This is a genomic window from Streptomyces sp. NRRL F-5123 (assembly GCF_000721495.1).
In the GTDB taxonomy this organism is placed as follows: Bacteria; Actinomycetota; Actinomycetes; order Streptomycetales; family Streptomycetaceae; genus Actinacidiphila.
In genome coordinates, this window is sequence record NZ_JOHY01000100.1 from 1 (window position 1) to 11,453 (window position 11,453).

General features: G+C 74.5%; 12 protein-coding genes and 2 pseudogenes. 13 read left to right on the forward strand and 1 reads right to left on the reverse strand.

What is annotated here, in order from left to right; translation table 11 throughout:
- Positions 1 to 249: pseudogene (locus IH54_RS47465) on the reverse strand (hypothetical protein); the annotation flags it as partial.
- Between the two features lie 215 nt (positions 250 to 464).
- Here IH54_RS47465 and IH54_RS0137635 point away from each other — a divergent pair.
- The 13 genes and pseudogenes from IH54_RS0137635 to IH54_RS47470 form a co-directional block, all read left to right on the forward strand.
- Positions 465 to 1,991 (forward strand): phage tail sheath family protein, encoded by a 1,527-nt coding sequence (locus IH54_RS0137635; protein WP_031525785.1) that lies wholly within the window; start codon positions 465 to 467, stop codon positions 1,989 to 1,991.
- A gap of 80 nt (positions 1,992 to 2,071) precedes the next feature.
- The gene (locus IH54_RS0137640) at positions 2,072 to 2,515 is read left to right on the forward strand and encodes a phage tail protein (protein WP_031525787.1); all 444 of its coding nucleotides are present in this window, start codon (positions 2,072 to 2,074) and stop codon (positions 2,513 to 2,515) included.
- Positions 2,515 to 2,976 carry a hypothetical protein gene (locus tag IH54_RS0137645; protein ID WP_031525789.1) on the forward strand — a complete coding sequence of 154 codons (462 nt, stop codon included), beginning with the start codon at positions 2,515 to 2,517 and terminating at the stop codon, positions 2,974 to 2,976. Before IH54_RS0137640 ends, IH54_RS0137645 begins: the two co-directional genes overlap by 1 nt.
- Positions 2,973 to 3,113 (forward strand): DUF6760 family protein, encoded by a 141-nt coding sequence (locus IH54_RS46430; RefSeq protein WP_199923532.1) that lies wholly within the window; start codon positions 2,973 to 2,975, stop codon positions 3,111 to 3,113. The genes IH54_RS0137645 and IH54_RS46430 overlap by 4 nt, the downstream gene beginning before the upstream one ends.
- Positions 3,114 to 3,152: 39 nt before the next feature.
- On the forward strand, positions 3,153 to 4,883 hold the full coding sequence (locus IH54_RS0137655; RefSeq protein WP_031525791.1) for a hypothetical protein: 1,731 nt from the start codon (positions 3,153 to 3,155) through the stop codon (positions 4,881 to 4,883).
- 31 nt (positions 4,884 to 4,914) lie between these two features.
- Positions 4,915 to 5,346, forward strand: a complete 432-nt coding sequence (locus IH54_RS0137660; RefSeq protein ID WP_031525793.1) for a phage tail protein — start codon at positions 4,915 to 4,917, stop codon at positions 5,344 to 5,346.
- 4 nt (positions 5,347 to 5,350) lie between these two features.
- Positions 5,351 to 6,181, forward strand: a complete 831-nt coding sequence (locus tag IH54_RS0137665) for a LysM peptidoglycan-binding domain-containing protein (protein ID WP_052398325.1) — start codon at positions 5,351 to 5,353, stop codon at positions 6,179 to 6,181.
- A 3-nt stretch (positions 6,182 to 6,184) separates the two neighbouring features.
- A complete protein-coding gene (locus IH54_RS0137670; RefSeq protein WP_043183441.1) occupies positions 6,185 to 8,044 on the forward strand; it encodes a VgrG-related protein in 1,860 nt (619 codons plus the stop codon).
- A gap of 24 nt (positions 8,045 to 8,068) precedes the next feature.
- The gene (locus tag IH54_RS0137675) at positions 8,069 to 8,341 is read left to right on the forward strand and encodes a PAAR domain-containing protein (protein ID WP_031525800.1); all 273 of its coding nucleotides are present in this window, start codon (positions 8,069 to 8,071) and stop codon (positions 8,339 to 8,341) included.
- Between the two features lie 3 nt (positions 8,342 to 8,344).
- Positions 8,345 to 8,752 (forward strand): GPW/gp25 family protein, encoded by a 408-nt coding sequence (locus tag IH54_RS0137680; RefSeq protein ID WP_031525802.1) that lies wholly within the window; start codon positions 8,345 to 8,347, stop codon positions 8,750 to 8,752.
- Complete coding sequence (locus tag IH54_RS0137685; RefSeq protein WP_031525804.1) at positions 8,749 to 10,713, forward strand: putative baseplate assembly protein; 1,965 nt, start codon at positions 8,749 to 8,751, stop codon at positions 10,711 to 10,713. The genes IH54_RS0137680 and IH54_RS0137685 overlap by 4 nt, the downstream gene beginning before the upstream one ends.
- A 1-nt stretch (position 10,714) precedes the next feature.
- A complete protein-coding gene (locus IH54_RS0137690; RefSeq protein ID WP_031525806.1) occupies positions 10,715 to 11,275 on the forward strand; it encodes a phage tail protein in 561 nt (186 codons plus the stop codon).
- Positions 11,272 to 11,453: pseudogene (locus IH54_RS47470) on the forward strand (protein phosphatase); the annotation flags it as partial. The gene IH54_RS0137690 and the pseudogene IH54_RS47470, both read left to right, overlap by 4 nt.

Consider the following 11,453-nt stretch of genomic DNA (forward strand, 5'->3'; position numbering starts at 1 on the left):
CGACACCCGCCGCATCCCCGGCGCCTGCGACGGTGACGGCGACACCGGCGCCACGAACCGCTGCGCCACCAACCGGGAAACCGCAGCATTCCCCGCCGCGGCCTGGAGCAGTTGCACCGACGCGCGGCACAGCGGGGCCGCCGGCTCGGGGGCGCCCTCCGCCGGGGCGGCGGGGGCGCGGGAGGGGTCGGCCGTGCGGCTCCCGGGCCGCTCGGCTGCTCCGCGTTCCCCGCGCGCGGTCGACGCCATGGACGTCAGGGTCACCTCTGCCCCCACCCGCCGCAACAGAAAAGCAAGCAACAAGGTGGGCCGTTGGGGAAGGGGGAACTGCCCCTTCGGTTCTCCCGTTCGGGCTGCCCTCTCGGTCATCGAGGTCGAGTCGCCGGTACGGCCCAAATCCTGTGCGCCGAAGGGAAGGTCGCCGGAGGATTTCCTCCCGTATCTCATGGTCGAGGGGGAGTGGCATGCCGTCGTACCTGTCCCCGGGCGTCTACGTCGAAGAGGTGGAGTCCGGGTCGAGGCCCATCGAGGGGGTCGGGACCGCGGTTGCCGCGTTCATCGGATTCGCTCGCAAGGGGCCGTTGCACGAGCCGACGCCCATCAGCAACTGGACGCAGTTCAAGAGCGTGTTCGGCGACTTCGCCGAGGGAGCGTACCTGCCCGGCGCCGTCTACGGATTCTTCGCGAACGGCGGCGGCATCTGCTACGTCGTGCGTATCGGCGCGCCGGACTCCGCCGCCCAGGACGAGCCCGCCGAACTGACCGGCGGGGAGGCTGCGCGTCTCGGGCCGTACGAGGTGCGGGCGCTGCCGCAGGTCACCGGGCAGATCTCGGTGGAGGTCACGGAGCCCGAGGGCGAGGACCCGCCGCAGGACACCTTCGGGCTCGTCGTCCGGCGGGACGGCGAGGTCGTGGAGACGTACCCCAAGCTGACCACCAAGCGCAGCAAGGACAACGCGGCGACCCAAGTACGCTCCCGCTCGCAGTACATCGCGCTGGCCGAGAGCCAGCAGGGGCCGGCGCCGCAGCGGCCGGAGGCGCAGCAGGTGGCGGTGCCGGCGGCCGCGCCGGGGACGCTGGAGGTGTCGGCGGCGTCGTACACCGGCGACCCGGAGCAGCGCACGGGCGTGGCGGGGCTCGAAGCGGTCGAGGAAGTCACGATGGTGGCCGCGCCGGACCTGATGAGCGCGTACCAGGCGGGCCGGATCGACGGCGAGCAGCTGATCTCCGTGCAGCAGGCGCTCGTCACGCACTGCGAGCTGATGGGCGACCGGGTGGCGATCCTGGATCCGCCGCCCGCGCTGAGCCCCCAGCAGGTGAAGGTGTGGCGGGAGCGGACGGCGGCGTTCGACTCGAAGTACGCGGCGCTCTACTACCCCTGGATCAAGGTCTTCGACCCGTCCGTGGGCCGGGACGGCTTCGTGCCGCCCAGCGGCCACATCGCGGGGGTGTGGGCGCGCAGCGACGAGACGCGCGGGGTGCACAAGGCCCCGGCGAACGAGGTCGTGCGCGGGGCGGTCGCGCTGCAGACGCAGATCACGAAGGGCGAGCACGACCTGCTCAACCCGGCGGGCGTCAACTGCGTGCGGGTCTTCCCGGGGCGGGGCATCCGGGTGTGGGGCGCGCGCACGCTGTCGTCGGACCCGTCGTGGCGCTATCTGAACGTGCGCCGGCTCTTCAACTACCTGGAGGAGTCCATCCTCAACGGCACCCAGTGGGCGGTCTTCGAGCCGAACGACGACGCGCTGTGGGCCAAGATCCGCCGCACCATCTCCGCCTTCCTGGTCAACGAGTGGCGCAAGGGGGCCCTGTTCGGCCTCACGCCGGACGAGGCCTTCTACGTCAAGTGCGACGCGGAGACCAACCCGCCGGAGGCCATCGACGCGGGGCAGGTCGTGTGCGAAGTGGGGGTGGCCCCGGTGAAGCCGGCGGAGTTCGTGGTCTTCCGGCTCGCGCAGATGTCCGCCGGTTCCGGCGCCGTCGACGAGTAGGACGCCGGCCCCCGACGCGTAAACCGCCCCAAGTCCCGTAGCCGGAAGCAGCCGGAAGGCGATCACAGGAGGCCGGAGACATGCCGCTGCCCGAACTCGACGCTTCTGTCGGGCATTCGTTCGGATTGGAGTTCGACAGCGTCCTCATCAAGCGGATCACCGAGGTCAGTGGTCTGAAGATGGAGCAGGACGTCATCGAGCTGAAGCAGAACACCGCGGACGGCAAGTACGCGATCAAGAAGCTGCCGGGCCGCCCCAAGGCGGGCGAGGTCACGGTCACCCGCGGTCTCACCGAGGACAACAGCTTCGAGAAGTGGATCAAGGACTCGCGGTTCGGGAAGATGACGAACGCCCGGCGCAACGGGTCGATCATCGTCTACGACTACGAGGGCCTGCCGATCAAGCGCTACAAGCTGATCAACGCCTGGCCCAAGTCGCTGGAGATCAGCACCCTCAAGGCGGGCGACACCTCGGTCCTCACCGAGAAGCTGTCGATCACCTACGAGAGCGTGGAACTCGACTGATGCGCCGGATCACGGCCGCGGCCCCGGCACCCCGCAGCGCGGAGGGCGGGGCCGCCGGAGCGCCGGAAACCGGCCAAGGCGCCGGGCTGCGCACGGAGTTCGCCTTCGAGCTGCCGCGCGGCTACGTGGACGAGTCGGGCACGGTACACCGCTCGGGCGTGATGCGGCTGGCGACGGCACGCGACGAGCTGGTGCCGCTGCGCGACGACCGGGTGCGGGAGAACTCGGCGTACCTGTCGGTCGTGCTGATCTCCCGGGTGGTCGTACGGATCGGGACCGTCGAGGACGTGCACCCGGGCGTCATCGAGGACCTCTTCGCGTCCGACCTGGCCTTCCTGCAGGACTTCTACCGGCGGATCAACTCCGAGGGCCACACCCGCGCCCGCGTCACCTGCCCGGCCTGCCGGGAGGACTTCGCGGTGGAGCTGTCCGGCGGCGGTGGTCGCCTGGGGGAATCGTGACGTACGCGGCGGACCGCATCCACGAGGAAGTCGCGTACCTCGCCTACCACTTGCACTGGCCGCTCGACCAGATCCTCGATCTGGAGCACGCCGACCGGCTCCGGTACGTCCGGCACGCGGCGCAGCTCAGCGGCTGAGCCGGGCACATCCGCTGAGCGGGAAGGGAGGGAGACGGGGTGGGACTGCTGTCATGGCTCGGCGGCGGAAGCCGCAGCCGGCCGGACGCGAGGCCCGCGGCCACCGCGGACCCCGAGACCGCCGGGAGGAGCGGTGGGGAGGCGTGGCGCGAGCTGCCGCCGATCCAGCGCACGACGGGCGACCTCGGCCTGGTCACCGACCCCGGCGGCTTCCGCGCGTCCCTCGACACCTGGCAGGACGTCTCGCTGTCCCGGCCGCTGGGCCACGTGGTGAGCCCTGAGGCGCCGTCCGGGACGCTGTACGACATCGCGTCCGCGTCCCCCGAACCGCCGCCCGCCGCAGCCCCCGAGGCAGTCGGGCCGGGCACGCGCACCTGGGCGCCGCCGAGTTCGGGCCGTACGGGCGCACACCCGGCGGTGGCGCTGCAACGCATTCTGGGCGGCGGGCCGTTGACCTCGGCTGCCGCACCCCCCGAAGAAGCCGGGCCCGTCGTCGTACGACCGCTCGCTCCGCCTGACGCCGGGCCGCCCACGGCGGACGAGCCCTCCTCCGTACGGGAGTTGCCCGCCCCGCCCCTCGTACCGCCCCCCGGCGCCGAGCCCCCGGCGCCGCCCGCGGTCCAGCGCGCGGCACCCCCCGGAGCCCGCCCCGCGGCCCCGCCCCTCCCGCCGCCCGCCACCCCGCCCGTGCAGCGGACGACGGAGCAGCCCGCGGTCCGGCCCCACCAGCACCTGGGCATCGGCGAGCCCCTCCCGGGGCTGCCGCCGACCGCGCGCGGGCCCGCCGCCCGCTCCACGCCCGCGTCCGTGACCCCCGAGCCCGCGGCCCCGGAACCGCTCACGACGCAGTCCTCCCGGGAGACCCCGGACGCCCCGCCCCCCGTAGCCGCCGCGCCGCCCGGCTCCCCCGCGGACGGCCCGCTGCTCGGCGACAGCCCCCTGCTCCCCCCGGCCCCGGCCCCGGACGCCCGGACCCCGGCCTCCGACGCCACGGAAGCCACCGGAGCCCCCGGCAACCCCCTGGCCCTGGTCGGGATGCAGCGCCTCCCCGCGGACCTGCCGCACCCCCCACCGCCGCCCGCGACCGGGCCCGAGCACCTGGCGGGGCTGGTCGGCGAACGCCCCGTCCCGCTCTTCGCCCGCACCGACGGCCCCGGCACCACCACGACGCCCGCGCCCGACCCGGAGCAGCCGGTGGTCGCTCGCTGGGCCACCGAGCCGCCGGCCGAGCCCGCCCGCCGCGCCACCCCCCGCCCCGCCGTCCCCACGGCCCCCTACGTCCAGCGCTCCTCCGCCGCCGCGCCCGGCGGCGCCACGTCCGGAGGCCCGCCCGCACCGCGCCCCGAGCCCCGCAGGTCCGCCGCCAACCGCCCCTGGACGGACGCCGGTTCGGTCGCGATCGCGGCGGGCGTGGCCCAGCGCACGGCGGACGGCTCCGTGGTCTTCACCCCGCCGTCCTCCACCGCCCTCACCGCCCTCGCCGTCCAGCGCGCGCCCGACCCCGCCACCGCCGAACCCGAGTTCGCCCCCTCCGCCGCGTCCGACTCCGCCGACTCCGCCGACTCCTCCCCCGACCCGGGGGGGCCCGCGGCCACGACCACCAGCAAGCCCGCCGACCCGGCGCGGAAGGCGGACGGGGAGGACGGCGCCGCCCAGCACGTCGACGACGCCCTCGTCCGCGCCCTCTTCCCGCGGCTGAGCCGTCTGCTCAAGGACGAGCTGCGGCGCGACCGCGAGCGCGCGGGCTTCCTCATCAACACCCGCCACTGAGAACGCACTTACGGGAAGAAGGAGTGACGTCATGTCGGTCACCGATGACCCCGCGGTCAGCGTCTGCTTCGTCGTGACCGTCGACGGCATCGAGCTGGGCTCGTTCAACACCTGCGACGGGCTCGGCTGCGAGGTCGTGCTGGAGACGCGCGAGGAGGGCGGCAACAACAGCCTGTCGTGGCAACTGCCCACCCGGCTGCGCTACTCCAACGTCAAGCTCTCCCGGCCGCTGACACGCGACACCGAGAAGGTCGCGAAGTGGTTCGCGAGCATGACGACGGGCATCAAACGCCGCACCGCGCACATCGAGGCGCGCACCGCCGACGGCCACGTGGTGGCGCAGTGGGGCCTGCTCGAAGTGGTGCCGGTGCGGTGGAGCGGGCCGTCGTTCAGCCCGGAGTCGCCGAAGGTCGCCGTGGAGACGATCGAGATCGCGCACCACGGCTATGTGATGGGGAGCTGACGCGATGAGCAGTCCGGTGGCGTTCAGCGCGACGGGCGCGGGCACCGCGGCCGGGGCGGCGGGCGGCGCGCGCCCCAAACTGGAGCACGCCTACCTGGAGTTGCGCACCCCGCCGCCGGGCGGCAGCCTGACGCCGGGCCCGGCGTGCGGGCGGATCGACTTCCAGTTCAACCCCAAGGAGCTGAGCCTCACCAAGGCGGCGACCTGGAACCGTACGCCCGCCAAGGGCGCCAAGAGCGCGGGCCCGCCCGAATACCAGGGGCCGCAGCCCAGCAAGCTGACCGTCGAGATGTTCCTGGACGCCAGCGACACGCACGACACCAGCGTCGTGAGGACGGTGGAGCAGCTCTTCTCGTGCTGCGTGCCGACCGGGCAGACGCGGCAGCAGAAGCGGGCGTCGCCGCCGTGGGTGGTCTTCCACTGGGGCGGGCTCACCGGCTTTCCCGGCTACGTCAGCCAGGTGCAGGCGAACTACACACTCTTCACGACCTCCGGGGTGCCGATCCGGGCGGTCTGCCAGGTCACGATGGAGGAGATCAGCGGCGACACCCCGGGCCAGAACCCGACGTCGGGCGCGCTGCACCCGCACCGCGTGCACAAGGTGAGCAGCGGCGACACCCTCGCCGTCCTGGCGTGGCGCGAGTACGGGGACCCGGCGGCCTGGCGGGTGATCGCCGCGGCGAACGGCATCGACGACCCGATCCGGCTCGCGCACGGCCGGGAGCTGCTGCTGCCCGCAGTCGAGGAGATCGACCGGCTGCGGCAGGCCGGGCACGGCACCTACAACGCCGGCGGCAACGGCAACGGCGCCTACAGCGCCGGCGGCGGGGCGTGACCCGTGGTCGACCAGGGCGTCGCGAAGACGCTGGTGATGGAGTTCGGCGGGCGTCCGCTGCCCGCGGGGCTCGGCGACACGCTCGTCGAGGCGTACGTGGACGGCAGCCGCACGCTGCCCGGCACGTTCCTGCTGCGCTTCCGCGACCCGGGCCGCGTCCTGCTCGCGAAGGCGGGGATCGCGGTGGGCACGCAGGTGCGGCTGCGGGCGGCGGCGGGCGGGCCGCCGACGGCGGAGCCGCTGCTGACGGGTGCGGTCACGGCGCTGGAGCTGGAGATCGACGACGGCGGCACCTTCACGGTGGTGCGCGGCACGGACGAGTCCTATCGGCTCTTCCGCGGCCGCCGGGTCGCGGGCTACCAGAACATGACACTGTCCGACATCTGCACGCAGGTCGCCCGGCGGGCGGGGCTGCGCCCGGGGTCGATCGACGTCGCGGGCCCGGTGCTGGAGCACGTCGTGCAGCCGAACGTCACCGACTGGGCGTTCCTGCGGATGCTCGCCGAGCAGGCGGGCGCGCAGGTCTACGTCGAGGACGGCAAGCTCAACGTGACCGCGCCGCCCGGCGCGGGCGGGGCGCCCCCGGTGACCGCGCGGGCCGCGCGCGACCCGCTGGTGCTGGAGATGGGCGACAACCTGCTGCGCTGCCGGGCGTCGGTGTCCGCGGCCGAGCAGGTCACCGAGGTCGAGGTGCGTGGCTGGGACGTGCAGACCAAGCAGCCGCTGGTGGGCCACGCGGACGCCGGGACGTCCGGCACGCTGCGGCTCGGCGTGAGCGCCGCCGACGTCACACGCCCCTTCGGCCCGGCGAGCCTGCTGGTCAGCGACACCGCGTACGGCGACCAGGCGCATGTCGACCAGGCCGCGAAGGCGCTGGCGGCCCGCGTGGCGGGGTCGTTCGCGGAGCTGGAGGCGGTGGTGCGCGGCAACCCGGAGATCCGCGCAGGCAGCACGGTGACGCTCGCCGGGGTCGGCGCGCCCTTCGAGGGCGGCTACACGGTGACGTCGGTGCGGCACGTCTTCGATCCCGCCAGCGGTTACGAGACGTGGATCGGCGTGACCGGCGACCAGGACCGCTCGCTCTACGGCCTGTCGGGCGAGAGCGGCCCCGAGCGGGACGGCCGGTACTTCGGGCTGGTCAACGCGACCGTCACGGACACCCAGGACCCGCAGGGCCTGGGCCGGGTCAAGGTGCGCTTCCCGTGGCTGTCGGACGACTACACCAGCGACTGGGCGCGCTGCGGCCAGGCGGGCGGGACGGGCGGCGGCGAGGCGTTCATCCCCGAGGTCGGCGAGGAGGTGCTGGCCGGCTTCGAGCAGGGCCGGCTCGAAGCGCCGTACGTGCTGTGCGGGCTCTTCAACGGCAAGGACAAGCCCGCCGCGGCGCAGGGCGGCAGCGGGCACGCCGTCGACCCGACGAGCGGCGCCGTCAACCGGCGGGCGCTGGCCTCCCGCGAGGGCAACAAGCTGGAGCTGCTCGACACCGCGGGCGGCCCGCAGGGCGTGCGGCTGGTGACCGGCGACGGCAAGACGCATCTGACCCTCGACCGGCAGCAGACCGCGATCACGGTGCACAGCGACGGGTCGGTCGCGATCGAAGCGGGCTCGCAGGTGTCGGTGAAGGCGGCGAGCGGTGTCGAACTCGACGCCGGGAAGGGCCGGTTGCGGCTCTCGGGGGACGTGGTGGAGGTCGCCGCGCGCTCGGGGCTGGCGCTCCGGGCGGGCTCGGGCGCGGTGTCGCTCACCACGGACGCGGCGGTCTCGGTGCAGGGCCGGCAAGTGACGGTGGACGGCACCGAACGCACCGACGTCCGCAGCAACGGCTCGCTGTCGGTGACCGCGCCGATGGTCCGTATCAACTGACGTCACGGGGGAGGTCGAGGGCGGATGGGAGCAGCGGCCCGGGTGGGCGACACGACCGGGCACGGCGGGGTGGTCAGCGGCCCCGGCGTGGCCTCCGTGCTGATCGGCGGGCAGGCCGCCGCGGTCGTCGGCACCCCGCACACGTGCGGGACGCCGCTGCACCCGCCGTCCGTGATCCAGGGGCCGGGCAGTACGTCCGTGCTCATCGGCGGGCGGCGCGCCGCCCGGGTCGGCGACACCGCCGGATGCGGCTCGCCCGTCGTCGCGGGCTGCCCGACCGTGCTGATCGGAGGCTGAGCCATGGGGCAGGAGTTCATCGGTGCGGGCTGGGCCTTCCCGCCGCACACCGACGCGACCGGCAGTATCGCGCTGGTCCGCGACGACCGGGAGATCGCCGAGTCGATCCGGCTGATCCTCTCCACCTCGCCGGGCGAACGCCCGATGCGGCCCGAGTTCGGCTGCGCGCTGGGCGACTACGTCTTCGCGCCGGCCGACGCGGGCACCGCGGGCCAACTCGCGTACGAGGTACGGCTCGCGCTCGACCGCTGGGAGCCGCGCATCGACGTCGCCGAGGTGGCGGTCCGCTTCGACGAGGCCGACAAGGGCGTGCTCTACCTGGAGATCGGCTACTCCGTGCGCGGCACGAACGACCCGCGCAACCTCGTCTTCCCGTTCTACGTGATCCCGCAGCACCAGGAGGGCGAATGACGCTGCCGGCCCCGAACCTGGACGACCGCACCTTCCAGCAACTGGTCGACCAGGCCAAGCAGTTGGTGCAGCGGCGCTGCCCGGAATGGAGCGACCACAACGTCTCCGACCCGGGCGTGACGCTCATCGAGGCCTTCGCCACGATGGTCGACCAGCTCATCTACCGGCTCAACAGGGTGCCGGAGAAGAACTACCTGGCCTTCCTCGACCTCATCGGGGTGCGGCTCTTCCCGCCGACCGCGGCCCGCGCGGACGTGACGTTCTGGCTGTCGGCGCCGCAGCCGGACACCGTGCGCGTCCCGGCGGGCACCCAGGTCGCGACCGTGCGCACCGAGACCGAGGAGGCGGTGGTCTTCAGCACCGCCCGGGACCTCGCGGTCGTGCCGTGCGAGCGGGCGTACCTGGCGACGGGCACGGCGGGCGGCGCGGTCACCGACCGCACCGCCGAGCTGCGGCTGGGCCGGGACGTGCCGTGCTTCGGGGCCACCCCGCAGCCCGGCGACTGCCTGTACGTCGGGCTGTCGGCGGCGGTGCCCGGCTGCGCGGTGGTGCTGCGGCTGGACTGCCAGGTGCACGGCGTGGGCGTCGACCCGACCGACCCGCCGCTGCGCTGGGAGGCGCTGTGCGGGGACGAGTGGCTGCCGTGCGAGGTCGACAAGGACGACACCGGCGGCTTCAACAAAGCCGGCGAGGTCGTGCTGCACGTCCCCGAGGGCCACGCGGCCGCGGTGCGCGCGGGCGTCACCGCGGGCTGGGTACGCTGCCGGCTGGTCTCGGCCGGGCAGGGCCAGCCGACGTACGTGGCCCCGCCGACCGTACGGCAGGCGGGTGCGTTCACGATCGGCGGGACGGTGGAGGCGCTGCACGCCGAGAGCGTCGCCGCGGAGGTGCTGGGCGCGGCCGAGGGGCTGCCCGGGCAGACCTTCCACGTCGCCCGGCCGCCGGTCGAGCCGACCGGGGCGCCCTTCGTCGTCGAGGTCGCCGAGGGCGAGGGCTGGGCGCGCTGGAAGCAGGTCGACGACTTCGCGCACTCCGCCTGGTCCGACCGGCACTTCACCCTCGACCCGGGCTCCGGGCGGGTCGACTTCGGCCCGGCCGTACACCAACCGGACGGCTCGGTAAGGCTGTTCGGCGCGGTCCCGCCGAAGGACGCGACCGTGCGGGTACGGGGTTACCGCACCGGCGGCGGGCGGCGCGGCAACGTCTCTCGCGGGGCGCTGCGGATCCTGCGCAGCTCGGTGCCCTTCGTCGCGCGGGTCGAGAACCGCCGGGCGGCGGTCGGCGGGGTCGACGGCGAGACCGTCGACAACGCCCGGGTGCGCGGGCCGCTCACCCTGCGCACGCTGCACCGCGCGGTCGTCGCCGAGGACTACGAGCGGCTCGCCCGCGAGGTCGCCCCGGGCGTGGCCCGGGTGCGCTGCCTGTCCGCGGCCGCCTCCGGCGAGGACCCGGCCGAAGCGGCGGGCGGGGTGCGGCTGCTGGTCGTCCCGGCGGGGCGCGGCGACGCGCAGGGCCGCATCGACTTCCGCGAGCTGGAGCCGCCCACCGACATGCTCTCCGGGATCGCCTCCTACCTGCACGACCGCTGCCCGGTCGGCACCCGGCTCAACGTCGAACCGCCCTTCTACCAGGGCATGACGGTGGCCGCGCGGGTGCAGGCCGTACCGGGCACGCCCACCGGGCCGCTGCGGGACGCCGCGCTCGCCGCGCTCTACCACCACTTCAGCCCGCTCACCGGCGGGCCCGACGACCAGGGCTGGCCCTTCGGGCGGCCCGTCCACTCCGGCGAGGTCTTCGCGGTGCTCCAGCGGGTGCCGGGCGTCGAACTCGTCGAGGACGTCAAGCTCTTCCCCGCCGACCCGTACACCGGCGAGCGCACCGACCCGGTCGACCGGCTCGAACTCGCCCCGAACTCGCTGGTGTTCAGCTACAGCCACGACGTCCAGGTGCAGGTGAGGTGACATGCGCTCGGCCATCCCCGGGCTGCCCAGCCCGCACCCGCTCATCGACCGGCTGCCGGCCGTCTACCAGGAGCAGGACTTCCTGCACCGCTTCCTGGCCGCGCTGGACGAGGTGGTCGCGCCCGACCTGCTCGTCCTGGACAACCTCGCCGCCCATCTGAGCAGCGGCACCGCGCCCGCGGACTTCCTGCTGTGGCTGGGCCAGTGGGCCGCCGTCCAGCAGGACCAGGAGCGTCCCGAGGCGCTGCGCCGCGAGGTCATCGCCGCGGCGGTCGGGCAGCACCGCATCCGCGGCACCCGGCGCGGGCTGGTCCAGGCGATCCGCCGGGCGACCGGCACGGAGCCGGAGATCCGGGAGAACGGCGGCACCGCGTGGTCCCCGCGCCCCGGCACCGCGCTGCCGGGCACGCCCGGCGCCCGGGTGACGGTACGGCTGCGGGTCGCCGACCCCGCGCGGGTCGACCGGGCGGCGCTGGAGGAGCTCGTCGCGTCGGAGGTCCCCGCGCACGTCACGTACCGCATCGAGGTCCTCCCCCTCGAACCCGCCGGGGAGCCGTCATGATCTGCCCCACCTGCCGGCACGACAACCCCCCGGGCACCCGCTTCTGCACCGCCTGCCAGGCCTTCCTGGCCTGGGAGGACCCCACCCCGGAATCGCCCCCGCCACCCCAGGAGCACGCTCCCGCCCCCGCGCAACCGCCGGGCCCCGCACCACAGGGGTCCGGCCCCGCACCCCGGCC